This window comes from Achromobacter sp. Root170, from assembly GCF_001428165.1.
GTDB classification, from domain to species: domain Bacteria; phylum Pseudomonadota; class Gammaproteobacteria; order Burkholderiales; family Burkholderiaceae_B; genus Achromobacter; species Achromobacter mucicolens.
This window is the reverse complement of sequence record NZ_LMHN01000015.1, coordinates 124,410-148,755: the sequence shown is the minus strand read 5'-3', so window position 1 is coordinate 148,755 and position 24,346 is coordinate 124,410. Positions and strand designations below refer to the sequence as shown.

General features: G+C 65.0%; 22 protein-coding genes. 12 read left to right on the top strand and 10 right to left on the bottom strand.

What is annotated here, in order from left to right; genetic code table 11:
- Nucleotides 1-15: 15 nt before the first annotated feature.
- From ASD87_RS15090 to ASD87_RS15080, 3 genes are read right to left on the bottom strand one after another with little or no spacing between them, the layout of a single operon-like run.
- Nucleotides 16-1,005: an NAD(P)H-quinone oxidoreductase gene (locus ASD87_RS15090; protein WP_056323081.1), complete on the bottom strand. Its 990-nt coding sequence runs from the start codon at nucleotides 1,003-1,005 to the stop codon at nucleotides 16-18.
- A complete protein-coding gene (locus ASD87_RS15085) occupies nucleotides 1,002-1,352 on the bottom strand; it encodes a carboxymuconolactone decarboxylase family protein (RefSeq protein WP_056323079.1) in 351 nt (116 codons plus the stop codon). Before ASD87_RS15085 ends, ASD87_RS15090 begins: the two co-directional genes overlap by 4 nt.
- Nucleotides 1,353-1,366: 14 nt before the next feature.
- Nucleotides 1,367-2,803 carry an NAD-dependent succinate-semialdehyde dehydrogenase gene (locus ASD87_RS15080; protein ID WP_056323076.1) on the bottom strand — a complete coding sequence of 479 codons (1,437 nt, stop codon included), beginning with the start codon at nucleotides 2,801-2,803 and terminating at the stop codon, nucleotides 1,367-1,369.
- Nucleotides 2,804-2,938: 135 nt separating this feature from the next.
- On the opposite strand from ASD87_RS15080, the gene ASD87_RS15075 reads away from it, so the two are divergent.
- The gene (locus tag ASD87_RS15075) at nucleotides 2,939-3,883 is read left to right on the top strand and encodes a LysR family transcriptional regulator (RefSeq protein WP_056323067.1); all 945 of its coding nucleotides are present in this window, start codon (nucleotides 2,939-2,941) and stop codon (nucleotides 3,881-3,883) included.
- A 98-nt stretch (nucleotides 3,884-3,981) separates the two neighbouring features.
- Here ASD87_RS15075 and ASD87_RS15070 read toward each other — a convergent pair whose 3' ends face one another.
- Nucleotides 3,982-5,802: a tripartite tricarboxylate transporter substrate-binding protein gene (locus ASD87_RS15070; RefSeq protein ID WP_082586297.1), complete on the bottom strand. Its 1,821-nt coding sequence runs from the start codon at nucleotides 5,800-5,802 to the stop codon at nucleotides 3,982-3,984.
- Between ASD87_RS15070 and ASD87_RS15065 the strand changes: the two genes are divergently transcribed.
- The 4 genes from ASD87_RS15065 (at nucleotide 5,780) to ASD87_RS15050 (ending at nucleotide 9,470) form a co-directional block, all read left to right on the top strand.
- Nucleotides 5,780-6,922 (top strand): ketopantoate reductase family protein, encoded by a 1,143-nt coding sequence (locus tag ASD87_RS15065; RefSeq protein ID WP_082586334.1) that lies wholly within the window; start codon nucleotides 5,780-5,782, stop codon nucleotides 6,920-6,922. The two genes, ASD87_RS15070 and ASD87_RS15065, sit on opposite strands and share 23 nt — an antisense overlap.
- A complete protein-coding gene (locus tag ASD87_RS15060; RefSeq protein ID WP_156403430.1) occupies nucleotides 6,906-7,775 on the top strand; it encodes a fumarate hydratase in 870 nt (289 codons plus the stop codon). The genes ASD87_RS15065 and ASD87_RS15060 overlap by 17 nt, the downstream gene beginning before the upstream one ends.
- Nucleotides 7,772-8,401, top strand: coding sequence for a fumarate hydratase C-terminal domain-containing protein (locus ASD87_RS15055; RefSeq protein WP_056323059.1), 630 nt, complete (start codon nucleotides 7,772-7,774; stop codon nucleotides 8,399-8,401). Before ASD87_RS15060 ends, ASD87_RS15055 begins: the two co-directional genes overlap by 4 nt.
- Nucleotides 8,402-8,462: 61 nt before the next feature.
- Entirely contained in the window at nucleotides 8,463-9,470 is a 1,008-nt protein-coding gene (locus ASD87_RS15050; protein WP_162256782.1) for a tripartite tricarboxylate transporter substrate binding protein, read from the top strand.
- A gap of 28 nt (nucleotides 9,471-9,498) precedes the next feature.
- On the opposite strand, the gene ASD87_RS15045 is transcribed toward ASD87_RS15050, so the two are convergent.
- Genes ASD87_RS15045 through ASD87_RS15025 form a run of 5 tightly spaced genes read right to left on the bottom strand, consistent with a single transcriptional unit; the run spans nucleotide 9,499 to nucleotide 14,447 of the window.
- The gene (locus ASD87_RS15045) at nucleotides 9,499-10,701 is read right to left on the bottom strand and encodes a M20 aminoacylase family protein (RefSeq protein WP_056323053.1); all 1,203 of its coding nucleotides are present in this window, start codon (nucleotides 10,699-10,701) and stop codon (nucleotides 9,499-9,501) included.
- Complete coding sequence (locus ASD87_RS15040; RefSeq protein ID WP_056323050.1) at nucleotides 10,701-11,714, bottom strand: tripartite tricarboxylate transporter substrate binding protein; 1,014 nt, start codon at nucleotides 11,712-11,714, stop codon at nucleotides 10,701-10,703. Before ASD87_RS15040 ends, ASD87_RS15045 begins: the two co-directional genes overlap by 1 nt.
- Nucleotides 11,715-11,731: 17 nt before the next feature.
- Entirely contained in the window at nucleotides 11,732-12,649 is a 918-nt protein-coding gene (locus ASD87_RS15035; protein WP_056323047.1) for a polysaccharide deacetylase family protein, read from the bottom strand.
- A 32-nt stretch (nucleotides 12,650-12,681) separates the two neighbouring features.
- Nucleotides 12,682-13,422, bottom strand: coding sequence for an SDR family NAD(P)-dependent oxidoreductase (locus ASD87_RS15030; RefSeq protein ID WP_056323046.1), 741 nt, complete (start codon nucleotides 13,420-13,422; stop codon nucleotides 12,682-12,684).
- The gene (locus ASD87_RS15025; RefSeq protein WP_082586295.1) at nucleotides 13,419-14,447 is read right to left on the bottom strand and encodes a ketopantoate reductase family protein; all 1,029 of its coding nucleotides are present in this window, start codon (nucleotides 14,445-14,447) and stop codon (nucleotides 13,419-13,421) included. Before ASD87_RS15025 ends, ASD87_RS15030 begins: the two co-directional genes overlap by 4 nt.
- A 142-nt stretch (nucleotides 14,448-14,589) precedes the next feature.
- Between ASD87_RS15025 and ASD87_RS15020 the strand changes: the two genes are divergently transcribed.
- The 7 genes from ASD87_RS15020 to ASD87_RS14990 all read left to right on the top strand — a co-directional run bounded on the left by ASD87_RS15020 (nucleotide 14,590) and on the right by ASD87_RS14990 (nucleotide 22,869).
- Nucleotides 14,590-15,507, top strand: a complete 918-nt coding sequence (locus tag ASD87_RS15020) for a LysR family transcriptional regulator (protein ID WP_056323041.1) — start codon at nucleotides 14,590-14,592, stop codon at nucleotides 15,505-15,507.
- 140 nt (nucleotides 15,508-15,647) lie between these two features.
- Nucleotides 15,648-16,154, top strand: coding sequence for a sigma-70 family RNA polymerase sigma factor (locus tag ASD87_RS15015; protein WP_056323038.1), 507 nt, complete (start codon nucleotides 15,648-15,650; stop codon nucleotides 16,152-16,154).
- Complete coding sequence (locus ASD87_RS15010) at nucleotides 16,151-17,131, top strand: FecR domain-containing protein (protein WP_056323035.1); 981 nt, start codon at nucleotides 16,151-16,153, stop codon at nucleotides 17,129-17,131. The genes ASD87_RS15015 and ASD87_RS15010 overlap by 4 nt, the downstream gene beginning before the upstream one ends.
- Before the next feature lie 122 nt (nucleotides 17,132-17,253).
- Entirely contained in the window at nucleotides 17,254-19,731 is a 2,478-nt protein-coding gene (locus ASD87_RS15005; protein WP_056323032.1) for a TonB-dependent receptor, read from the top strand.
- 2 nt (nucleotides 19,732-19,733) lie between these two features.
- Nucleotides 19,734-21,614 carry a PepSY domain-containing protein gene (locus ASD87_RS15000; protein ID WP_056323030.1) on the top strand — a complete coding sequence of 627 codons (1,881 nt, stop codon included), beginning with the start codon at nucleotides 19,734-19,736 and terminating at the stop codon, nucleotides 21,612-21,614.
- Entirely contained in the window at nucleotides 21,611-21,952 is a 342-nt protein-coding gene (locus tag ASD87_RS14995; protein ID WP_056323027.1) for a DUF3325 domain-containing protein, read from the top strand. Before ASD87_RS15000 ends, ASD87_RS14995 begins: the two co-directional genes overlap by 4 nt.
- Before the next feature lie 83 nt (nucleotides 21,953-22,035).
- Nucleotides 22,036-22,869: a PhzF family phenazine biosynthesis protein gene (locus tag ASD87_RS14990; protein WP_056323025.1), complete on the top strand. Its 834-nt coding sequence runs from the start codon at nucleotides 22,036-22,038 to the stop codon at nucleotides 22,867-22,869.
- 17 nt (nucleotides 22,870-22,886) lie between these two features.
- On the opposite strand, the gene ASD87_RS14985 is transcribed toward ASD87_RS14990, so the two are convergent.
- Nucleotides 22,887-24,341 (bottom strand): amidohydrolase family protein, encoded by a 1,455-nt coding sequence (locus ASD87_RS14985; RefSeq protein ID WP_056323022.1) that lies wholly within the window; start codon nucleotides 24,339-24,341, stop codon nucleotides 22,887-22,889.
- Nucleotides 24,342-24,346: the final 5 nt, after the last annotated feature.

Sequence of the window (24,346 nt, the reverse complement as noted above, 5' to 3'; positions counted from 1 at the left end):
TCAAATGCCCACCTATCAAACGGTCATCGTCAGGATGATTTTCCCCACATTCTGCGCCGACTCCATCCGGCGATGTGCATCGGATGCACGTTCAAGCGGATAGGTGCTGTCGACCACGGGAACCAGACCGGCGCCGCTGGTAAAGCGGTCCAGCCAGTGTTCGCGAAAGCGCTGCACCATGGCGTGCTTGTCAGCCTGTGGACGCGACTTCATGACGGTGCCGAAAATTTGCAGATGACGATACAGGATGTCCTCTAGCGCAATACTGACTTGGCCGCCGCCGCCCAGGATACCCACCTGAACCAGCCGCCCGCCGTTGGCCAGCGACGCAATATTGCGCGCAAAGTTGGGCGCGCCAATAAAGTCGACCACGACATCCACGCCGCGCTTGGCCGTCTGTTCAGCCACGACCTGCGAATAGTCCTGCGTGCGATAGTCGATGACGCAGTCGGCGCCCAGTCGCTTGACCTGCTCAAGCTTGCTGCCCTCGGCCGTTGCGTACACGGTGGCGCCCGTTGCCCTGGCAAGCTGCACCGCTGCCGACCCCACGCCGCCAGCTGCCGCATGAATCAATACGGACTCCCCCGCTTTCAGGCGGCCAAGATGCAGCATGGCTTCGTGCGCAGTGACGAACACTTCGGGGATGGCGGCGGCGTGGACGTAGTCCAGCTCGGGAGGAATGGGCAAAGCCATGCGCCAGTCCAATCTGGCAATCTCCGCATAAGCGCCGCCGCCCACCACACCCATCACGCGGTCACCGGCCTTGAAGCCGCGCACGGCGCTGCCAGCCTGCAGCACTTCGCCCGCGATTTCCAGGCCCATGATGGTCGAGTCGCCGAAATTCGGGCGGCCGTAGCCGCCACGGCGGTGGGTCAGGTCGGCGCGATTTACACCGGCTGCATGGACGCGGACGATGAGATCATCAGACCGCATTTCTGGCTGGGGAACATCGGCCACTTCCAGCACGTCGGCCTCGCCAAACTGTTCAAAAATAATCGCTTTCATTGCTTATCCTTCAAGTCGTTTGTGTGTGACACGGCCAAGGTGGCTTGCGCAATCGCAGAGGCGGTGATCGCGGCAGGAAACCCGACGTAGAACGCCAGATGCGTGATGGCGGCCGACAGTTCATCCTGCGTCAGCCCATTGCTGACGGCGCGGCGCAGGTGCGCCGGCAGTTCATCCGTATGGCCCGCGGCAATCAGGGCGGCCACGGTAATCAGACTCCGGTCTCGCGGAGCCAACGCGGGATTGCTCCAGATTTCGGGATATAGGGTGTTGTCGACAAATGCCGACAGCGCCGGGGTGAAGGCACGCGCCGCTTCGCGAGGTTGGCTGAAATCGATATTCGACATGGGATGCTCCTTTTTCAGGCCTGGCTGATGACCTTGTGCGTGAGGTAGTACTCGATGCCTTCCACCCCGCCCTCTGAGCCATGTCCGCTTTCCTTCATGCCGCCGAAGGGCAACTCCGTTGCAACGATTCGATATTGGTTGATGCCGATCATGCCGGCTTCCAGACCATCGGCCACGTCTATCGCCGTGCGGGCGTTGCTGGTGAACGCGTAGGCCGACAGGCCATAAGGCAGCCGGTTGGCTTCCTGCAATCCGTCGGCTAGTTCATCAAACGGCATGAGCACTGCGATCGGACCGAACGGTTCTTCATGCATGATCTTGGCGTGCATCGGGACGTCGGCCAACACCGTCGGTTCGAAGAAGTAGCCAGGGCCATCTATGGCGTTGCCCCCGGTCAATACCGTGGCGCCGCATGCCACCGCGTCGGCAATCAGCGACTGCATCTTCTCCAACTGGCGCGGGTTGGCCAACGGCCCGACTTGCGTGTCGGGATCAAGGCCGTTACCCACCTTCAGCGCGCGGGCAGCCTTGACGAAATGTTCGCGGAATTCGCCATAAACGCCGCGCTGCACCAGAAAGCGCGTGGATGAAATGCAAACCTGGCCCGTGCCGCGGAAGCGATTGGCCGCACCTTCGACCGCGGCGCGCTGGACGTCGGCATCGTCGAACACCAGCACCGGCCCGTGTCCGCCCAATTCCAGCGTGATGGGTTTCACACCTTCGGCGGCGCGCGCCGACAGCAACCTGCCGATGGGTACGGATCCCGTGAATGTCACCTTGCGGATTACCGGCGACGCAATCAGATGCCGCGACACGTCGTCCGGTACGCCAAAGACAACTTGCAGCACCCCTTTCGGCAACCCGGCATCGTCAAGGGCGCGGGCCAGCGCCAGTGCGGTGGCCGGGCACTCTTCACCCGGCTTGATGATGACGCTGCAACCGGCGGCGAGCGCAGCGGCAAGTTTTCGGGCCGGCGTGATCGCGGGAAAATTCCAGGGCGTGAACGCAGCCACCGGGCCGATCGCCTGCCGCTTGACCAATTGCTGCACGCCGGGGCGGTTCGCGGGCACGACACGGCCGTCAATCCGCTTGGCTTCTTCGGCAAACCATTCGAAATACTCGGCGGCGCGCCACACTTCGTCGCGGCTTTCGGCCAGGGGCTTGCCCTCTTCAAGGGTCATCAACGTGGCAATGTGCCCGGCGCGTTCGCGCATCAAGGCCGCTGCACGATTGAGAACGGCAGCCCGCGCATTGGGAAACGTCCGCCGCCAGATGTCGAAGGCGGGCTGCGTCGCGGACAGCGCGCGATCCAGATCTGCTGCCGTCGCAAGGGGTACGCGGCCCAGCTCCTTGCGCGTGGCAGGGTTGACAACGCTGGCCGTGTCGCGCTCGCTAGCGCCTATCCATTCGCCGTTGATGAAGAGGTAAAGCGGGTCATAGTCGCCGTTCATGGTTGCAAACTCCGATAAGATTGATCGAAAACCTTGGAACGAAGTCTAGGCATGACGGACGCGAGGATTTAGCCCCTTACGGAAGAATGACTTTTCCTTCCAGAGAAAAAGTCGCACGAACACAATGGACGCACGATGGACAAGCTATACAACATGTCGGTTTTCGCGAAAGTAGTGGAGATGGGCAGTTTCACTGCGGTGGCAAACCATCTTTCGACCACGGTCGGCAACATCTCGCGCGCTGTAACGGTATTGGAAGAAGGCCTGAACGCCAGGCTGATTCAGCGCTCCACCCGCCGGCTTGTCGTTACCGATGTGGGGCATCGCTTCTATGACCGGTGCATCGCGATCCTGAGCGACGTTGAGCAAGCGGAAGCCGAAGCGGCGCATGCAACGGTCTCGCCACGCGGCGTATTGCGCGTTCACGCGGTGCCCGGCCTGGGACGAACGCTGGTCGCCCGCGCCGCCCTGGCTTACAGAAAGACCCACCCCGACGTCTCGGTGGACCTTCTTTTATCTCAGCGCATGCCGAACTTGCTGGAAGAGCAGCTTGACGTCGGCATCGTCATCGCGCGCGCCTTGCCGGATTCCACCTACGTCAGCCAGAAGATCGGCGTCAGCCACTGCATCTTGGCGGCGTCCCCTGAATACCTTGAACAGCACCCTGCCGTGGAAACGCCCGAGGACCTTGCCCACCATGCTTGCGTATTGTTGACCACGGTGGACTATGCCCCCGACGAATGGCATCTGGAAGGCGAGGACGGCATGTTCACGCACCGGCCGACCGGCGGACACCTTTGCGTGAACGACATGGACGCAATGGCGACCGCGCTGCGCGATGGCGCCGGTATCGGTCTGCTGGCGGGCTTCTCAGCGATCGAAGATCTTCGCCGGGGAACGCTGGTACGTGTATTGCCCAAGCTCTACACGAACCAACGCAACGTGTATGCGTTGTACCCATCGCGTCAGTTCGTCGATGCCAAGATCAAGCTGTTCGTGGACGCGCTGAAGCTTCATGTGGGGGAGCAGCTTGCACACTATGCGGCTGATCTGGGCATCGCGGCTAAGGAGATGACTTGAATCAAGGTTACCCTCGTTTTGTCGAATGGGCGCGCTTGGTTACTGAAATCCAATTTGATAGCGGCACATTTCCCTCGCACCTAACCATCGAACACCAATCAATCTCTCTCGAGAAATGCTTGCCAACGAGACTGCTCTCCCCTGACGAAATTCTCGTAATATGGGCCGCTTCGAAAATCGGGCCGAACACCCAGCGCGGCGAAAGTCCGATTCAGTTCGTCGGACTGCAGAACTTCCGCGATCGCGCCTGACAGCCGCTCAAGGACGCTGGCCGGCAATGATGGCGGCGCCACCAGGCAGTATCCCCCGTCAGTCGCAAGATCCGGCAAGCCGGCCTCAGCCGCGCTCGGCACTTCGTTCAGCAAAGAGCAACGCTCATCGCCGGTCGTGAGCAGCGCAAATGCCTTTCCGGCTCGCACCAGCGCAAGCACGCCGGCCGGCTCCCCGAAGACCATGTCAAGTTTGCCTTTGGCGAGGTCGTCCAGCGCCGGCGCCAGCCCGTCATAGGATTTATGGGTCAGCTCGATGCCGGTCAAGCGCCCCAGAAGTTCGGCAAGCATCCGGCTCGAACCCGTTCCCGCCGCGCCAATAACGAAACGCTTAGGATGCAGTCGGGCAAGGGCACACAACTGCGCAAAATCGCGGGCGGCGGTATGCGCCCCTACCACCAGCACGGCAGCCACACGCACCAGACCGCTGAGAAACGTGAGGTCCTCGAAGACGTCGAACAACGGTTGCCGCCCACTGGCCGGCGTAAATACGGTCGCACCATTGCCCGCGATACCGATGGTGTAGCCGTCCGCCCGCGAGCGCGTGACGGCGTGCACGCCTTGCGCGCCACCCAAGCCGACCGTGTTGGTCACGACCACATCCTTGCCCAGGCGCGCAGCCAGCAGCTTGGCGAACGCTCTGCCGTAGCTATCCACCGGTCCTCGCTTCGGAAACGGAACGAGGACAGTGAGCGGCCGCGGCACGCCTCGCGTACCGCCTTGCGCCCGAGCAAGAATGATGTCGTGTACCGCGCGTGCATCCTCGGACAAGTCCTCATGCCGGCGACTGAACAGTGACACGTCACGCAAGACCTCCGGCTCCAGGCTGACCGAGCGCAATTGCTTCATTGAGAACGTCGGCACACAACTGGCCGGAAGCAGTGCCACGCCCAACCGCTCCTTCACCATCTCGAACGCGGTCGAGGCCGACGCGACCTCCTGCAATACGTCGACCGAGACACCGTGCGCGACCAGCACACGGTCCAGCCCCCGGCGTCCGCCGTTCGCCGCGTCAAGCACGATCAGACGCTCCAGGGCAAGATGTCCAATCGAGACTTTGTCGCGACGGGCAAATGGATGATCGCCGCGGCAGACCAGCACGAAGCGATCCTTTAGCAACGAGGTGCGCTGCAACTCACACGGCCCAAAATCACCGACTGCCAACGCAAAATCCACCGTCCCTTGCCTGACGGATGCCAGCGCGGCGTCTTGCGCCTGCTCTTTCAATTGCACCGCAACGCCAGGGAATTGCCGTGCGACGTCTGCCAGACAGCGCGGCAATAGCCTGCCGGACAGCGAAGGCGTGGCGGCCACACGCACCACGTGCAGCATGCGCTCTCCCGCCTGCTGCGCTTGTGTCAGGACGTCTTCCAGCGTCTTCAACGCGTCCCGCAACGGCGAGACCAGTTGTTCGCCAGCCTGCGTCAGCACGACATGGCGCGTGGTTCGCTGCAGCAGCGACACCCCAAGCGCCTGCTCCACGGACCGGATGCTCTGGCTGACCGCCGGCTGAGACAACCCCACTACCCGCGCCGCAGCGCTGAAACTGCCCGTCTCGGCTACGGCGAGTAAGACTCGCAACTGACGCAAAGTGACATGCATGGCGCGATATTTATAAGTTGAACTTATGAGTCTAGCCGAAGAATTCATTTATCTCGCGCCGGAGCAACGGATTCAATTCAGTACTTTCCCGAAGGATCGAAGCATGGAAAAGTGTTCTATTGACCTGCGACCCAACCCGCCAACGCGGGTCTGCGTCATCGGCGCGGGCGCCATCGGCGGCTTTCTTGGCGTTCAAATGGCGTGCTCCGGTGTGGATGTCCGCGTCTTCGCACGTGGCCAGACCCTGGCCGCCATCAGGCAGCACGGCTGGCGGCTCGATATCGGTGGCCAGCGTATTCGCGCAAGCGTTCTCGCCTTCGACACCGAGATCGGCAGCGGCTTCGAGCAGGATGATGCATGGATGCCGGACGTCGTCCTGTTGGCCGTCAAAGCCCATTCCCTGCCATCGCTGGCCCCTCTGCTCGCGCGCCTGGTCGGCCCGGGAACCATCGTCGTGCCAGCGATAAATGGTGTTCCGTGGTGGTTTGGTGCGGGCAAATCTTCGCTGGCAGCGCCGCTGACCAGCACGGATCCGCATGGCGAACTCGGCCACGCGGTTCCGCCAGATCGGATCATCGGCGCGGTCGTGTACCCGTCCTGTTCCAGTCCCGAGCCCGGCATCACCCGGCACGGCGCGGGTTCGCGGCTGGTTTTCGGCAATGTCGTTCAAGATGCCGACAAAGAACGGCTATCGCAGTGGGTGACGCTGCTACGCCATTGCGGGCTGGACGCGCATACGACGGAAGACATCCGAACAGAAGTCTGGAGCAAACTGCTCGGCAACGCATGCTTTAACCCCGTCAGCATACTGACCGATTCCGCTACCGACGTCATGATCGACGATCCAGGCGTACGTGGCGTGTTCACGCAGATGATGTGCGAGTTACTGGCGCTTGGACAGAGCCTGGGTATCGCGCCGACGGTGTCGCCCGCGGAACGTATCGCAACGACGCGGCGCCTTGGCCACGTCAAAACGTCCATGCTTCAGGACGCCGAGGCAGGACGTCCAGTCGAACTGGCTGCCATCCTGGGCGCGGTAATCGAGTTGGCCGCGCAGACTGGCGTGGACATGCCCCACTGCCGCACGGTTCACGCATTGGCGGCGCTCCGAGCCCGGTCGCTGGCCGCGGCATCCAACACGGAGACGCCCCATGGCAATTTCCGCTGAACTGATCGCCGCCGTGTGCGCGCAACTGTATGACCGATCCCTGCGCGGCATTCCTGATGACACCCGCCTGGCGCTCGCGCAAGCGGAACAACGCGAATCAGATCAAACCGCCAGGCACACGTTGCGGATCATGCTGCAGAGCGCCGATGCAGCCAAACAATCCAATCATTTCGTCTGCTCCGACGCAGGGATACCCGTCTACTTCGTGCGCGTGGGTACGCAGGCAAAGTTGGATGGCGACCTGCGCCGGGCGATCGTCGACGGTTACGAAGCGCTGGTGGACACCATCAACCCGCCACTGCTTCCCCATGTCACCCATCCGCTGACACTGCAGCGCGGCCACACCGGGCCGGGCATGCCCATCATTACGTTCGACGTCGTCGACGGCAGCGATTGCCTGGACATTACCTGCAGTCCCAAGGCACTCGGCTCCGGGCGGTGGGCAGCGCTAAAGATATTCAGTTTTCCCGACCTGGCGACCATCGAAGCCTTCATCATGGAGGCCGTGATGGAAGCCGGTACTCAGCCCTGCCCGCCAGTGGTTGTGGGCGTGGGGATTGGGGGAACCTTTGACTACGCCGCCAAATTGGCCAAGGAAGCCACGCTGCGTCCGATCGGACAGGTTCATCCCGAGCCATTCGTGGCGGACATGGAGCGCCGGCTGGCAGCGGCAGTAAACCAGACCGGGTTTGGCCCCATGGGTACGGGCGGAACGAGCACAGCCTATGCCGTGCACGTCAACTACGCTGCCGGGCACGGATTTATCCCAGTAGCGGTCGCCTTCAATTGCTGGATAAACCGCCGCACCCGGGCTCGCCTGCATAACGACGGTCGCGTTGAGGTGATCGAATGACGCCGACCCTGCACCGATTGCGCTTCCCGCTTTCCGCCGAGGCTGCGCTCAAGCTTCGCGCAGGCGACCTTGTGGTGCTGGACGGAGAAATTCTGGTAACGGCTGGGCTGCCCACTCATCAACGGCTACTGCGCGCGCTGGAGGGGCATGAACCGCTGCCGCTGGCGATGAAGGATCAAAGCCTGTTCCATATCGGCAGTTACAGCGAACAACGCGGCCACCATTTCGACGTGCGCTACATCAACCCGACGACCAGCACCCGCTTCAACCCCTACATGCCCACGCTGATCCGGGAATTGGGCCTGCACGCCGTCGGCGGCAAGGGCGGCCTCGATTCCGCGAGTGTCCAGGCGCTGCGGCAAACGGGCGGCGTCTACCTGTCATTCCTCGGCGGCGGGTGCACGCCGCTCACCCAGGCCGTAAAGCAAGTGCTCGAAGTGGGATGGCCCGACATGCTGACCCATTACCGCATCGTGCGCCTGCGCGTCGAAGGGCTGGGGCCGACCACGGTGGGAATCGACGCCCACGGCAACAGTCTGTACGAGGATGTCCGCCGCAGCGCTCGGCAGAGACTTCCCGACATCCTGGCGGAGCTGGCGCGCACGCGCAAGCCGCCCGAAAGCTAAATCAGCAAGGACCTGGCTGCCGGCGTCACGGCGGCCAAATAGATCAATAACAGGAGACAACATGACAAATCCCCGGATTCCAGCTCGGCGCCGCGCCGTCTCGGCCATATTGGCCAGTTTGATCGCCTGCGGCGGACTGCTGCTCTCTTCGCCTGCTCAAGCCCAACCGGCATCTTGGCCAAGACAACCGATTCGTTTGATCGTCCCGTTCGCGCCGGGAGGCCCCGCCGACGCGCTGGCCCGCTTTATCGCCGCGCGCCTGGGTCCCGAGCTGGGACAGACGGTGATCGTGGAGAATCGCGCCGGCGCGGGCGGCACACTTGGAGCCGCCGAAGTGGCCAAGGCCTCCGACGGCCACACCATCCTCTTCTCGTCGACGGGCGCACTGGTGATCATTCCCGCCATCACGAAGAACGTGAGCTACAACCCAGACCGGGATCTCGTCGCCATCGGCTTGGCGGTGAACACGCCGCAGGTCGTGGTGGTGGCCTCCAAAAGCCCCTACACATCGCTTTCAAGCCTGCTCGGGGCAGCCAAGGCAAAGCCCGATACGCTGAACTTCGCGTCGGCGGGCAATGGCACCACCACGCAACTCGGCGCGGAATTGCTTAAGCGTTCCGCGGGCGTGTCCATCACACATATCCCCTACCGTGGCGCCGCGCCCGCCATTGCCGACGTAATCGGCGGTACCGTGGACATGATGGTCGCGGACGCGCCCGCCGTGTCCGCCTTCATTGCCGACGACCGGCTACGCGCTCTGGCGGTCACATCCTCCAATCGCATCTCCACTCTGCCTCAGGTACCCACTACGGCCGAGGAAAGCCTGCCAGATGTGATCAGTGGGACTTGGTACGGCATCATGGGGCCCGCCAAGCTGCCCCGAGATGTGGTGGAGAAGATCAACGCCGCGCTGGGCCGCGTGTTGCGCACACCCGAGGTCGACGCGTTTATCAAAGGACAAGGCGCCGATCCGATGGGAGGCACGCCCGAGGAGTTCGCCGTCTTCATTCGGAACGAGAGCCAGAAATGGGGCAAGCTGGCGCAGCAGGCCGGCGTGCGGATGGACTAAACACCGGGCAAGACGCGACGGGAGAAACTCAGCACGCATCTCGCAAGTAAGTCTCCGCCAGCCGACTCCAAAAAGCCGCGCCCACGCACAGGTTGTCGTCGTTGAAGTCGTAATTAGCGTTATGCAACGCGCGCCCACCGCTGGCGGGCCCGTTTCCGAGCCGCACCAGTGCGCCCGGAATGGCCTGCTGCATATACGCGAAGTCTTCACTGCCCATCAACGGCGGCATATCTCCCGTCACCCGATCTTCTCCCACCAGCTCGCGGGCTACGGCCAGCGCCAGCGCCGTGGGCGCGTCGGCATTGTCGACGACCGGATAGCCCTCCACGTAGTCGATCTTCACGCTGGCCTCGTGGCTTTCCGCGGTGGATGTGCAAACCTGCACGATGCGCTCGCGCAACCGCGCCCGCACCTGCGGGCTGAACGAGCGCACCGAGATGCCGATCTCGGCCTCGCCCGGAATTACGTTCAGCGCGTCACCGGCACGCAGCCGGCCCACGGACACCACGGCCGCCTGCGACGGATCGATATTGCGCGACACGACCGTCTGCAGCGCCATCACGATGGCCGCGGCCGCGACCACCGGATCGGTCGCCAGATGTGGCCGCGCGGCATGTCCGCCGTTGCCGATGACCTTCACGAACACCCGGTCGCCTGCGGCCATGAACGGCCCGGTGCGCGACAGGAAATGTCCCACGGGCGCCCCCGGATGGTTATGCATGGCCAGCACCATATCGCACGGAAAGCGCTTGAATAGCCCCTCCTCGACCATGCGCTTGGCGCCGCTGTCAAACCCACGCTCTTCGGCGGGCTGGAAAATCAGGTGCAGCACGCCCGAGAAATTCCGCGTGCGCGCCAGATGACGGGCCGCGCCCAGCAGCATGGCCATGTGGCCATCGTGCCCGCACGCATGCATGCGCCCTTCGGCCTGGCTGGCATAGGCAAGCCCCGTCGTCTCGGCGATGGGCAGCGCATCCATGTCGGCGCGCAGACCCAATCGCCGGCTCCCGGCGCCAGCAGTCAGCGTGGCCACCAGCCCCGTGCCCGCCAGGCCCGTGACGACCTCGTAGCCCCATTGCGCCAGTAGCCCGGCCACGCGGGCCGACGTGGCGTGCTCCTGGAACGCCAGTTCGGGCTGCTGGTGCAGCGCGCGGCGCAGCGCCGTAAGCTCGGTCTTCAAGTCCTGCAGGTCGGCGAGCGTGGTGCGCGTGTCAGCGTCACGGGTGGCCATCACGCGATCCCGGTAGCGCCGACCAGCTTCACCAGCGCGCCCCACTTCTCGTACTCACGCTTGAAGAACGCGTCCAGCTCTGCCTGGGACATGGGCGCGTAAGGCGGCACGCCTTCGTTCTCCAGGCGGGAACGGATCGCGGGATCCTCCATCGTGCCCTGCACCGCCTCGCGTAGTTTTGCGACAATCTCCGCTGGCACGCCGCTGGGCAGGCAGAACGCGTTCCAGGTCACGATGTCGTAGTCCGTCTCCAGGACCTCGGCGACCGTCGGGATCTCGGGCGCGGCCTTGAGCCGTTCCGTGCCCGACACGGCCAGCGCGACCAGCCGTCCCGCCTTGACCTGCGGACCCAGCACCGACCATGCGTCGAAGGCGAACGTGAGCTGGCCGCCGGTCAGGTCGGTCAACACTTGCGGCCCCTGCTTGTACGGCACGTGCAGCAGATTGGGCACGCCCATCTTCTGCGCCAGCACGTGGCACGCGATGTGGCTCGACGTGCCGTTACCGTTGGAGCCGAAGCTGGCCTTGTCGGGATTGGCCTTGACGTGCGCCATCAGGTCCTTGAGCGACTTGATCCCCGAGCTGGCCGAGACGACGAGCACCACGGGCACCTGGATAGTGACGGCCAAAGGCTCGAACGCCTTGACCGGGTCAAAGGGCAGGTTCGCGTAGATGTGCGGGTTGATCGCGTAGGTGCTGGCCGTGCTGTAGAGCACGGTGTAGCCGTCGGGCTTGGCCCGCGCCACGGTCGCCGCCCCGATGTTGCCGCCAGCGCCGGCCTTGTTCTCCACCACGATGTTGGCGTCTAGCCGCTTGGCCAGCCCGGTACCGATCATGCGCGCCACGATGTCGGTGTTCCCGCCGGGCGCGAACGGCACCACGACGGACACCGGCTTGTCCGGATAGCCGGGTGCGGCCTGCGCGCTTCGCCAGGGCATGGCGCCCGCGCCCGCCAGCGACAGCAGCGGCAGCCCGGCCAGATGTGCGCACAGGGCGCGACGTTTTTCGTTCATGATTTCCCCTTGTCGATTTATTTGTTGGAATCCGGCGCAAACCGGCCCACGTGCGCGCTGACCTCGAACCGGCCGGCGTTGGCCGACGCGCGGTGATAGTCGTGCAATTGCATCGGCGTCGCCCACCACACGCCCTCGGCGTTGGCGATATGGCTGAAAAACTTGTCCAGCAGGCGCAGGCGCTGCGCCCGGCCCGAGATCCAGTCATGGACGGTGATCATGCACAGTCCGCCCCATTCGCGCACGCCCTCGAATTCCTCGATCCAGCTTTCGAGCACGGCGTTCGGATTGGCCGGGTGCGTCTTGTCGCGCGGCCCGTTGGTGTAGCGGAAGTACAGCGCGTCGTCGATGGTCCAGGTCACCGGCACCTGCACCAGCCCGTCGATCGAATACGGATGATCGAAGCCCATCAGCGAGCTGTCGTAGGCCACGCCCGCGCGGCGCAGCGCCGCCAGGCTGGCGGGCGAATGCTCGAACGACGGGGCGCGGTAGCCGCGGCAGGCCGTCCCCGTCTGCTGCCGGAAGACTTCGATGCTGCGTCCCAGGTAATCGTCCAGCGTGGCGTCGTCCAGCGTATCCAGCCGCTCATGGAAATAGCCGTGGTAGCCCACCTCATGCCCTGCCTTCAGCAGCATGGGAAGCAGATCGGGATAGGTCGCGGCCACCACGCCCGGCACGTAGAACGCGCCCTTGATTCCCCACTTGTCCAGCAGCGCCAGGATCCGCGCCACGCCTTGCCGCGGGCCATACCGGCGCTGCTCCAGCTCGCCCAGCGCCACCGGCTGCTTGTCGCGCGCGGTCCAGAAGTACGGGGACTCGGCGTCCAGGTCCGGCGTGAACGCCACCGCGCAACGTTTGCCCTCGGGCCATGCGTACGCCGGAAATGAAATACGGCTGTCGTCGTGCATCGTGATTGCGCGCATGGAGGTGTCCATCTGATTTCTCCTTGATCATTCGTCTTTATCGTTTAGGTTGCGGCACGCCGGTTGATGCCGCCCCCGCCATCCACCGACAGCACCTGGCCCGTCGTGAACGACGCCGCGTCGCTGGCCAGGAACAGCACCGCCCGCGAGAGTTCGCCAGGCCGGATCATGCGTCCCAGCGGGATCGCGGTCGCGATGCTCTCCAGATGGGCGGGCGGCAGCACGGGGCTGTTTTCGCCCTGCGCCAGCCCCGGACGGACGGCGTTGACGCGGATGCCGTGCGGGGCAAGCCGCACCGCAAGAATGCGCGTCGTCTGCTCCAGCGCCGCCTTGGATGGCCCATAGATCGCGCCATTGCCTCGGGCCACCTCGGCCGACGCCGAGCTCACGTTGACCACCGACCCGCGGATGCCCGCGGCGATCCAGCGCCGCGCCAGCGCCTGGATCAACTGCAAGGGGCCCAGCAGGTTCACATCCAGGATTGCGCGGCACAATTCCGGCGGCGCATCCAGGATGTCCGCGAACGGAAAGATCGCCGCGTTGTTCACCAGCACATGGGGCAGGGACTGATCGTCCCAGCCCGCGACCAAGCGCTCGATGGCTGCGCAGTCGGTGACGTCCAATTCGATGTGATGCCCTACCCCGACACAAGCGGCTTCCTGAGCGCGGTCAGCCCCGGTCACCCTGGCGCCCGCCAGTGCAAAAGCCTGCACCAGCTCGCGCCCGAAGTGCCCGTTGCTGCCTGTCACCAGCACGTGGCGGTCCGAAAAATCGGCCGCGCTCATGCCGCGGTTTCCATCAGCGCGTCCAGGTTGGCGTTGCCGAAATCGCGCGTGCCCGCCTCCATCTCGCGGATCATCGCGATCAGGCGCGACACCGTCGGCGTGTCGATGCCGGCGGCCTGGCCATGGGCCACGATGTCCGTGATCTGCGGATCCACCTCGGTCGGGCGCTTGCGCACCGCCAGGTCGCGCCACACGCCGCTACGCGGCTTGCCCACCCAGCGGCGGCAGTGATCCGTGATCTGCTGCATTTGCGCCCAGGCATCGTCCACGCTAGCCGACGCAGTGAAGGCATCCGGTGCAAAGCCGTCAAACGGCGCCGGGTCCACGCCGCTGGCGCGGGCCACCGTCACCACCTCGCGGCAAAGCGCGCGCCACAGCGGCAGATACTGCCGGTTGCCCAGCTGCTCCACGATCGTGTCGTTCGACATCGCGGTCGTGAACAGCAGCGACCCGATGGCCACCTTGCTCCACTTGTAGCCCATCAGGCGGTCCGTCCAGCCCGACTGCGGATCCACCTGGCGCAGCAGCGCTTCCACCTGACGCGAACGGACCGTGTCGCCGCCGTCGATCTCGCCCACGCGCAGGCTGCCCAGGCCGCCGAACTGGATGCGGCCCGGCCCCACGTAGTCCGACGCAAAATTCACCAGCGCGCCCAGCGTGCGCGCCTGCCCGACCACGCTGGCGATCGTCGCCTCGGTCAGGCCGTTCTGCAGCGCCAGCACCCACCCGTCCGCGGCCAGTCGCGGCGCGATCGACGCCATCGCCGGGCGGGTGTGCTGCCCTTTCACTGACAGCATGATCCGGGAATACGTCCCGTCCACCTCGGAGGCCAGGCAGGCCTTCATCCGCGAAAACGTGCTCTTGCCGTCCGGACCGACAATCTCCAGCCCGCGCGTGCGCACGGCCTCCACATGCTCGGGCACCACGTCCACCAGCAGCACATCCTGCCCTGCATCCGCCAGCTTTGCTGCCACCACGCCGCCAATCGCGCCGCCCCCCCACACAACAATCGGATCCTGACTCACCGCCTATCACTCCCTTGTTACCCGCGCGCCTTCAACGACGGCCTCAGGGAGAAATTCTGAAAGCTGCGGACATATAATTCAATTTCGAAATTTGATCGAATACTTGCACCAAACGCATGTATTTCAGCGAAGGGAAGTCTGCATGAATTACCGCGCCTACGAAGCGCTGCACGCGTTCGTCGAAGGCGGCAGCGTCGCCCAGGCAGCGCTGCGCCTGCACCGCACCCAGCCCCAGGTCAGCCGCCTGCTGGCGCAGCTGGAAGAAGAAGCCGGCTTCGAAATCTTGCGCAAGACCGGCCGCCGCCTGGAACTTACCGACGACGGCCATGAGTTCTACAAGCGCGTCTACGGCCTGCTGCGCGCCCAGGACGCCGTGGCCGACTACGCCGAAGACATGCGCCAGGGCCGTCGCGACCGCGTCCGAGTCCTGGCCGCCAACCACATCATCGACGGGCTGGCCATCGAGGCCGTGGGCCGCTGCCGCCTGAAGAATCCCGATTTCACCGCTGCGCTCAACGCGCGCATGCCCGCCGAGCTGCAATGGTGGCTGGCGCAGCAGCAATTCGACCTGGCCCTGGTCCAGCTTCCCCTGGAGCACCCCGCCATCGAAACCGAGCTGTTATGTCAAAGCGAAATCGTCGCCGTCATGCACCCCAGTCATCCGTACGCCGGGCGCTCGCAGATCGGTCCCGAAGACCTGCAGACCGAGCCCTACATCAGCCTGGGCCGCCGCAGCATTCTTGAACAGCGTTGCCTGGCCGCCTTCGAAGCCACCAACGCCGCCGCGCACAGCGAGCTCGAAGTCTCCTTCAGCACCATGGCCATCCAGCTGGCGGCCATGAACTGCGGCATTGCGCTGGCCGACCCCATGGCCACGCTCGCGCAGCGGCATCTGGACATTGCCGTCAGAAAATTCCGCCCCACGGTCAAGCTGCACTACGGACTAGTGTTTCCCAAAGGCAAACGCCGAAGCCCCGCAACGGAGCAACTGGTCGATGAACTGCGCAACGTCGCGAAGGAAAGGGTTCCCGAACTGCGGCGGCTTTTGAGCATGAAATGAGCTTTTGAGACGGAGTCCATTTTTTGGCAGATGGGTTGCGGACGGTCGTCTGCGCTCGATTTGATGTGTGACTTCGCGCCTTGCCTGCGCCTCGGCAGTTCTCTACAATAAAGAATAATTATCATTTGCAAACGTATGCGATGTCCCCTACCAAGCAGGCCCAAGTCGAGACGCTCTATGCGGACCACCACGGATGGCTGCGGGGCTGGATACGCAAGCAACTAGGTAATTCCTCCGACGCCGCCGACCTGGCTCACGACGTTTTCCTGCGCTTGCTGGGCCGGCCGGCGGTGATCGAGACGCGCGAGCCGCGCGCCTATCTCAGTACGATCGCGCGCGGGCTGCTGGTGGACCACTGGCGCCGCCGCGAGCTCGAGCGGACCTGGCTCGCGGTGCTGGAGCGCACACCCGAAGAACTGGCGCCGTCGCCAGAGAACCGGATGCTGGTGCTTGAGGCGCTCATCAAGATCGATCAGATGCTGGATTCCCTCAAGCCGAAGGTGCGCCAGGCGTTTCTGTGGGCGCAACTGGAGGGCATGCGCTGCCCACAGATCGCCGAACGTCTGGGCGTGTCCCTTGCCACCGCCGAGCGTTACGTGGCGGCGGGCTTGCGCCAATGCTATGCCTTCCGGTTTGGTGACGCGTGAGCGAGGCTGCCGCGATTCCTGCCGCCGTGGTCGATGAGGCCATCGCCTGGTCCGTCAAGCTGAACTTCGGCTCACCGGATCCTGACACCTGTGCCGCCTTCGAGCGCTGGCGCCGCGCGGCGCCCTTGCATGAGCGGGCCTGGTTGCGCATGCAGGCGCTGAATGCCGACTTCACCGCCGTGCCGCAGGGGCTGGCGCTGGACACGCTCATCGCCATGGGAACGGCGCACGACGCGCGGCGGCAGCAGCGCCGTGCCCTGGTCAAGGGCATGCTGCTGCTGGGCGGGCTGACGGGCACGGGCTGGGCCGTGCGCGAGCACACCCCATGGCAGCGCATGCTGGCGGACGTGAGCACCGGCGTGGGCGTGCGCGACCGCCTGACACTGGAGGACGGCACCATCCTGGCGCTGAACACCGACAGCGCGGTGAGTGTCCGGATGGAAGGCAACAACCGCGTGCTCGTGCTCTATCGCGGCGAGATCTCGATCCAGACCGGCGCCGATGCGCTGTCACCCATCAAGCGGCCGTTCCTCGTGCAGACGCCGTACGGCGCGGTCCAGGCGCTGGGCACACGATTCGTGGTGCGACTGGACGACGATTGCGCCCGGGTCAGCGTGCAGCAGCATGCGGTTGCGCTGCGGCCCGCCGACGGCGCCGCCCCGGTGATCGCCGAGACAGGCCAGATCGCCCAGCTGGACCGCCTGGGCGCACGGCTGATGAGCAAGCCTGCCATGGTGGCCGATGCCTGGCTGGACGGCGCGATCGAGGGCACGGACATGAGGCTGGCGGACCTGCTGGCCGAATTGTCGCGATACCGCCATGGCCGCATCAGTTGCGCGCCGGAGGTCGCCGATCTGCGCGTGTCGGGCACCTATCATGTGAACGACACCGATCGGACGCTTGCGTTCCTGGCCCAGACATTGCCGATCCGGCTGCGCTACAGGACCCGCTACTGGGTTGCCGTCGGGCCCGCGTGAAGCCCTTGCCCGCCCGGTTTTTCGGCTGCCACGATTTTTTTTCATGAAAAGTGAGGGGATTTGCGTTTTCGACCGGCCTACAGGGAAAGACATCTTTCAACCTGGCCTATCAAGATTTCGCAATGACCCTCGCTCGTACCTCCAGGACGGCGCGCCTGACGCCCGTCCCGACCGTGTTGTCCACCGTTCTTTCCGGCCTGCTATGCGGCGCCGCCCTAGGCTTCATTGCACCCGCTGTCCAGGCGCAGGCCGGTGTTGCCGCGCAGGAAACGGAATACACCTTCGCCATCGACGCCGGGCCGCTGGAGCCGGCGCTGAACCAGTTTGCCCGCGCCGCCGGCGTGAATGTGTCGTTCGATGCTGCGCAGGTGAGCGGGCTGCGAACCGAGGGTCTGCAAGGACGCTGGAGCGCCGGGCGCGGTTTGAGCGCATTGTTGTCCCGTACCGGATTCGAGGGGGTCAGGCTTTCCAGCGGCGGCTATGCCGTGCGGCGCCTGCCCGGCGGCGGCGCGGCCCTGCTCGAACCGGTCACCGTGACGGGGCAGGAGTACCGCCTCATGACCGAAGGCACCGGCTCCTACACCACGTCGGCGGTCACCATCGGCAAGGGCGAGCAGCAGCTGCGCGACATTCCGCAATCGGTCAGCGTGGTGACACGCCAACGCCTGGACGAGCAAAACCTGACCTCGGTGTACGACGCGCTGGAAAACACCACCGGCGTGACCTTGCAACAGAGCCCGCAGGGCGGCAAATACATCTATTCCCGCGGCTTTAACAACAGCGTGATCCAGTATGACGGCGTGCCGCTGGAACGCAGCATGTATGGCCGAGCCAGCAACTACTCGGGCGGCACCGCGTTTTATGACCGCGTCGAAGTGCTGCGCGGCGCGGCCGGCCTGCTGCAAGGTTCCGGTTCGCCTGGCGGCGCGGTGAACCTGGTGCGCAAACGGCCGTTGCAGGAAGACCGTTTCATGGTCGAGACCCAGGCCGGAAGCTGGGACCGTTACGGCATGCAGGTCGACGGCAGCGCTTTGCTGAACGAAGACGGCAGCCTGCGTGGCCGCGCCCTGATCGACCGCCAGAACGAACACTCATTCGTGGACCGGGTGAACCTGAAGAACACCACCGTCTACGCCACGGTCGAATACGACTTCTCACCGCGCACGCAGGTGAATCTGGGCTACAGCTACGAAGACCTGCGAGGCCGCCCTTCGATGTCGGGCCTGCCGCGCTACAGCAACGGTGAAGAGGTCGGTTTCAAGCGGTCCACCAGCTTCGGCGCAAACTGGAACCGCCAGGAGACCTCGAACCAGGGCTTCTACGCCGACTTCACGCATGCGTTCAATGACGACTGGCGCTTCAAGATGACCGGCGCCTACGTGCAGGAAAGTCAGTATCTGAAATACACCGCGTCGAGCCGGGCGGTGAACCCCGTGACGCAGATGGCGACCGTCAGCGTGGCCAGGACCGTGGCCGACATCGACACCTCGGGCGTGGACGCGAATCTGACCGGCAAGTTCCGTGCGTTCGGCCGCACCCACGAGGTGGTGGTGGGCGCCAACTACGGACACACCAAGATCGACACGTCCTACGCGTATCTGGTCAACTACGCGACCTTCAACGCGTTCAACTTCAATCCGGACCTGCCCGAGCCCACCACGGCCGAGATACGCGCAGGCACTGATGAGGCGCGCATCGGCTCGAACCGCGAACTGGGCTTTTACGGCACCACGCGCCTGCAACTGGCCGATCCCCTGAAGCTGGTGCTGGGCGGCCGGTTCAGCCGTTCCAACCGGGTCTGGACGACCGACACGACGACCGCCGGCGAGCTCGTCAACGGTCAGACCAAGCAGGCCAACACCCACTTCACGCCTTATGCCGGCCTGATGCTGGACCTGTCGCCGCAATGGACGACGTATGTGAGCTACACCGACATCTTCCAGCCGCAAAGCGAGGTGAACGCCGCGGGTGAGTCCCTTAAGCCGATCGTAGGAGAAAGCTACGAACTGGGCTTGAAGGGCGAGTTGCTGGACGGCCGCGTCAATACCGCGTTCGCGCTCTTTCGGATCAACCAGAACAACCGCGCCCAGGTCGATTTCAACACCAGCCCGACCTGCGCTGCCGGCTATTTCTGCTACACCGATGCGGGCAAGGTGCGCAGCCAGGGCTTTGACGCGGAGATCAGCGGCGAGCTGACCCCAGGCTGGAACCTCTTTGCCGGCTACACCTTCAACACGACCAAGTACCTGAAGGACCAGGACAGCGAAGGCCAGGCATTTGCGTGGTACACGCCCAAGCACATCTTCCGGCTCTGGACCACGTATCAATTGCCTGGCGACTTGAACGCCTTCACGGTGGGCGGCGGCGTCAACGTGCAGAGCGGGCAGTCGCGCCAGATCGGCGCCACCACCGTGCACGCCAGCGGACGCGCGGTGTGGAGCGCCTACGCGAAGTATCAGATCAACCGCAATTGGGCCGCCACGGTCAACCTCAACAACATCTTCGACAAGACGTACTACAGCGCCGTCGGCAACCTGGTCAACGGCGTGCATTACGGCGATCCCCGCAATGCCATGCTGACGCTGCGGGGCACGTTCTGACAATGAAGACCGGTCTGCGCCAGCGCATGAGCTGGCTGCACACCTGGTGCGGACTGGTGTGCGCGTGGCTGCTGTGCCTGATCTTCCTGGCGGGCACCATCAGCGTGTTCCGGGAGCCGATTACGCGCTGGATGACGGCCGAACCCGCCTTGCCGCCCGCGACGCACGTGCTGCCGCAGGAGGCGGTGCTGGCGGCGGCCTCGCGCTTTCTGGCTGACCAGGAAGGCGACGCGCGTTTCTGGCGCATCGAGCTGCCCGAAGCGGCGACGCAGGCGATGCGGCTGGTGTGGCGCACCAACGCGGGCGTCACGCACGAGGCCGCGATGGATCCGCGTGACGGCTCCCTGCTACCCCAGCCTTGGGGACGCAAGAGCGAAGGCGGTCGCCATTTCATGACGCTGCACTACAGCCTGCATGCCGGCACGTTCGGCTTCTGGCTGGTGGGCTGGCTGACGATAGGTATGCTGGTAGCGCTGCTGTCGGGCATCGTTGTTCACAAGCGCATCTTCAAGGATTTCTTCACCTTTCGTCCGGGGCGCGGCCAGCGCGCCTGGCTTGACGGCCACAACGCATCGGCCGTACTCACGCTGCCGTTCCAGCTGATGATCGCCTATACCGGGCTGGCAATCTTCTACACCAGCTACATGCCAGGCCCGCTCCGCGCGGTCTATGGCGAGCAAGGGGCGGCGCGCTGGCAGGCAGAGCTTGCCCAGCGGGCCCCGCAAGCCGGGGCCGCCACGTTGCCCTCACGCCCTCAGCTGGACGGCGGCCTGCCGGCGCGCCAGCAATTGGGTGCCCTGCTGCAAGCGGCCCAGACGGCACTGGCAAGCCCAGCCCGCATGATCATGGTGGAGCGTCCGGGTCAGCCGCGGGAGCGCATCAGCGTGTATGGCCGGCCGGATTCCGCGGCCACGATACGCGATCTCACCAGCCCTGCGGGACGCGCCGTGTTCGACGGCGCCAGCGGCGCGTTCTCCGCCCTGCATCCCGCCGCTGGCCGGCAAGCGGGCGACGCCGCACATGAAGTGATGGAGCGCCTGCATGTGGCCTCGTATGGAGGCTGGACGATCAAGTGGCTGTACTTCGTCTGCGGACTGGCGGGCACGCTGATGATGGCGACGGGAGCGGTCCTCTACACCATCAAGCGGCGCAACAAGGGCCAAAGCGAATTCGGCGCCGCCACGCCAGCGTTCTACCGCATTGCCGAAGCACTCAACGTGGCGGCGATTGCGGGAGCCAGTCTGGCCTGCATCGCCTACTTCCACGCCAACCGCCTGCTCCCGGCAGCGCTGCCCGGCCGCGACGCCTGGGAGATCAGGGGCTTTTTCCTGGTTTGGCTGTTGAGCCTGGCGCATGCCTGCGTGCGGCCGGTGCGGCGCGCCTGGGTCGAGCAGGTTGCCTGCACCGCGCTGCTGTGCCTCTTGCTGCCCGTGACCAACGTGCTGACCACCGGGGAACATGCGCTGGCCTATGTGCGTCGCGGCAATTGGCAGGCGGCAATGGTGGAGTCCACCATCGTGGTGCTAGGCTGCCTGTTCACCGTGCTGGCGTGGCGCCTGCGCGCGGGGGACTGGACCGCCCCGCGGCAGGCGCGCGTGACGGCCGCGCCGCGAGGCCATCGCTGGCGTGTGCTGGCGCGCGTGCTCTGCGCGGTGTTGGGCGGCTACGCGCTGGCGACGGTGGGCGCGATCGTCCTGGCTCAAATCCTGCCGCTGGGCGGCCTTGTCAGCCCCACGATCGGGGTGGTCGTGGCCAGCCTGCTGAGCTTTCTGATCTACACGGTGGCGGCGCTGTGGGTGTTCGCGGCGCAGGATGCGTGGCGTTGGCTGGTGACCGGCATTGCCGTGCTGGCAGCGCTGGCTTGGGCGATGGGGATTGCATGAGCACCACGATCGCAGCCCTGGCCGCGCTGGCGCTGGCCTTTGCCACCTTTGCCTGCCTGGCGCTGGCAATGGACCGGCATCAGGAACAGGCAACCGGTCACGAAACCATAACCTTCGGGATCACGTGCGGCTTGCGTCTGAGCGCCGCGCTGCTGGCGCTTGCCGCGATGGCCGCCTGCCTGCAGGCCTGGGGCATCACGGTGGCGGCGCTGGTCTGGCTGGGCATGCTGTCGTGCGGCGCGATCCTGACCACCCTCACGCTCAGCTATGCGCCACGGCGGCTCCGGACGCTGGCCGCGATGGCCGCCATTCTGGGCTTGGGCTTGGCCTGCGCCTGAAACCGCCCGGCGGAACATCGACACATTGCCTTATTCTTACCCCCCATACCCAATTGCCACCTCACGACAAAAGAGAAATCCTCATGCACATTAACCGGATCGCTGCATTCACCAGCCACGGTCAAGGCGGAAACCCCGCCGGCGTCGTTCTTGCGGATCAACTGCCCTCGCCCGAGGAAATGCAAAGGGTGGCGGCCGAGGTCGGCTATTCGGAAACGGTCTTCTCCTGTCCTAACGGCGATGGCTCGTGGCGCACCCGGTACTACTCGCCTGAAGCCGAAGTCGCCTTTTGCGGGCATGCGACCATCGCGCTAGGCGCGGTGCTCGGTCAGACCTTTGGGCCGGCCCGGTATCCGCTGGCCCTGGCGAATGCCCAAATTGAAGTGTCGGCAGGAATCCAGGATGGCGAATGGGTAAGCGTGCTGCGCTCGCCGCCGACGCGCAGCGCACTCGCCAGCCCAGGGTTGTTGACCGAGGCGCTCGAACTCTTCGGCTACGCCATGGACGACCTGGATCCCACGCTCGCGCCCTGCATGGCCAACGCGGGGATCGACCACTTGATTGTCCCGCTCATTTCACGCGCCGCGCTGGCGCGCATGAATTACGACCTCGATCAAGGACGCCGCTTCATGCAAACCCACTGCATCGGAACCATCGCGTTCGTGTTCAGCGAGACCGATACCCTGTTCCACGCGCGCAACGCGTTCGCCATTGGCGGCGTCCTGGAAGACCCGGCAACCGGCGCAGCCGCCGCGGCCTTTGCCGGCATGCTGCGCGACCTGGGCCGCAAAGCGCAAGGCGAAATCGTCATCCTGCAAGGCGAGGACATGGGCATGCCCTGCCGAATCGAAGTGGAATTCACGGGGGAGCCGGGCTCCCCGGTGAATGTGCGCGGCAAGTCGTCTGTCATCGGCTAGGCGCTCGGGCCGTTCCGTCACGACTTCGGTCGTATGACACTGCCAGCATGTGTTCCCGTGCTGGCGCCAAAGCTCCACGCCAAACGCCCGTTGACCAATACGTGATCGATACCCTGTGCCTGGCGGGTGGGCGCGGCCCAGGTGGCGGTGTCCGCAATGGCATCCGCGTCGAAGACCACGATGTCGGCCGCGAAACCCTCGGCGATGCGCCCTCGCGCGGGAAGCCGGAAATACGCGGCCGGCTTGCCGGTCATCTTGTGCACCGCCTGTTCCAGCGTGAACAGCCCGACGTCGCGGCAATAGTGGCCCAGCACCCGCGGAAAGGTGCCCCACAGACGCGGGTGCGGCGCGGGATCGTGAGGCATGCCGTCCGAACCGATCATCGTGCCCGGGTACGCAAGAATCCGTTCGACGTCGGCCTCGTCCATGATGAAGTAGATGGCGCCCGCCGGCTGCAGCGCATCCACTGCATCTTCCGGACTCAGCCCCATGTCGCGGGCAATATCGTCCAGATCCCGCCCCGCGTACTGCGGATACGGGACGGACTTGGTCACGATGACCCGGCTGGATACCGCCAGGCGGTCCTTGCGCAGGATCGTGGATCCGGCCACGTAGGGATAGCAATCCAGCGCCACCTCCTGGCGCTGGCTGGCCTGGCCGATGTGCGCCAGCGTCTGCACCGAACGCCCATGGTTGCGTGGACCGATCAGCTTGTGGTGCGAGATCAGCACGGGCGCGCCGCCCGCCGCCCCCACCGCAAACGCTTCATCCAGCGCCGCGAAGATGCGATCGCCTTCATCGCGGATATGGCTGGCGTACAGCCCCCCATACTCGCGCAGCACGCTGGCCACCGCCATCAGTTCATCCAGCGTCGCCGGCATGGCGGCCGGATACGCGGTGCCGGTGGACAGCCCGATGGCGCCGCTCTGCATGGCCTCGTGCAATAGCGCCTGCATGTACTCGATCTCGGCGGCGGTTGCCGGCCGGTCCAGGTCGTCCATCGCGGCGGCGCGCAGCGAGGTGTGTCCCACCAGGCAGGCCGCGTTCACGGCGGGCGGGTGGCGATCCAGGTTTTCCAGATAGGCGCGGAACGTCTCGTACGGAAAATCGCCGGCGTCGTTGCCCAGCAGATTGACAGGCGCAGGCACCTCGCTGCGCCAGCCCGAACGCCACGGCGCCTGGCTGATGCCGCAGTTGCCGGTCACCACCGTGGTGACGCCCTGGCTCAGCTTGGCGGGCATGCCGGGATCGATCGACAGGTAGCGGTCGTCGTGGGTGTGCGTATCGATGAAGCCGGGCGACACGATGCGGCCGTCCGCCGCCAGCACCTGGTCGGCCACGGCGCCCGCCAGGTCGCCGATGGCCGCAATGCGGCCGTCGCGCACGCCCACGTCGGCCCGGACGCGGTCGGCGCCCGTCCCGTCGATCACCGTGCCTCCACGGATCAGCAGATCGTAGCGTTCGTGATTCATAAGGC

Coding starts and splice junctions, on each gene's coding strand:
- ASD87_RS15035 (WP_056323047.1), bottom strand. CDS start 12,649: ATGGACACCTCCATGCGCGCAATCACGATGCACGACGACAGCCGTATT.
- ASD87_RS15020 (WP_056323041.1), top strand. CDS start 14,590: ATGAATTACCGCGCCTACGAAGCGCTGCACGCGTTCGTCGAAGGCGGC.
- ASD87_RS15080 (WP_056323076.1), bottom strand. CDS start 2,803: ATGAACGGCGACTATGACCCGCTTTACCTCTTCATCAACGGCGAATGG.
- ASD87_RS15030 (WP_056323046.1), bottom strand. CDS start 13,422: ATGAGCGCGGCCGATTTTTCGGACCGCCACGTGCTGGTGACAGGCAGC.
- ASD87_RS15045 (WP_056323053.1), bottom strand. CDS start 10,701: ATGGCCACCCGTGACGCTGACACGCGCACCACGCTCGCCGACCTGCAG.
- ASD87_RS15060 (WP_156403430.1), top strand. CDS start 6,906: ATGGCAATTTCCGCTGAACTGATCGCCGCCGTGTGCGCGCAACTGTAT.
- ASD87_RS14985 (WP_056323022.1), bottom strand. CDS start 24,341: ATGAATCACGAACGCTACGATCTGCTGATCCGTGGAGGCACGGTGATC.
- ASD87_RS15055 (WP_056323059.1), top strand. CDS start 7,772: ATGACGCCGACCCTGCACCGATTGCGCTTCCCGCTTTCCGCCGAGGCT.
- ASD87_RS15085 (WP_056323079.1), bottom strand. CDS start 1,352: ATGTCGAATATCGATTTCAGCCAACCTCGCGAAGCGGCGCGTGCCTTC.
- ASD87_RS15090 (WP_056323081.1), bottom strand. CDS start 1,005: ATGAAAGCGATTATTTTTGAACAGTTTGGCGAGGCCGACGTGCTGGAA.
- ASD87_RS15005 (WP_056323032.1), top strand. CDS start 17,254: ATGACCCTCGCTCGTACCTCCAGGACGGCGCGCCTGACGCCCGTCCCG.
- ASD87_RS15015 (WP_056323038.1), top strand. CDS start 15,648: ATGTCCCCTACCAAGCAGGCCCAAGTCGAGACGCTCTATGCGGACCAC.
- ASD87_RS15050 (WP_162256782.1), top strand. CDS start 8,463: ATGACAAATCCCCGGATTCCAGCTCGGCGCCGCGCCGTCTCGGCCATA.
- ASD87_RS14995 (WP_056323027.1), top strand. CDS start 21,611: ATGAGCACCACGATCGCAGCCCTGGCCGCGCTGGCGCTGGCCTTTGCC.
- ASD87_RS15070 (WP_082586297.1), bottom strand. CDS start 5,802: ATGAATTCTTCGGCTAGACTCATAAGTTCAACTTATAAATATCGCGCC.
- ASD87_RS15000 (WP_056323030.1), top strand. CDS start 19,734: ATGAAGACCGGTCTGCGCCAGCGCATGAGCTGGCTGCACACCTGGTGC.
- ASD87_RS15040 (WP_056323050.1), bottom strand. CDS start 11,714: ATGAACGAAAAACGTCGCGCCCTGTGCGCACATCTGGCCGGGCTGCCG.
- ASD87_RS14990 (WP_056323025.1), top strand. CDS start 22,036: ATGCACATTAACCGGATCGCTGCATTCACCAGCCACGGTCAAGGCGGA.
- ASD87_RS15075 (WP_056323067.1), top strand. CDS start 2,939: ATGGACAAGCTATACAACATGTCGGTTTTCGCGAAAGTAGTGGAGATG.
- ASD87_RS15065 (WP_082586334.1), top strand. CDS start 5,780: ATGAGTCTAGCCGAAGAATTCATTTATCTCGCGCCGGAGCAACGGATT.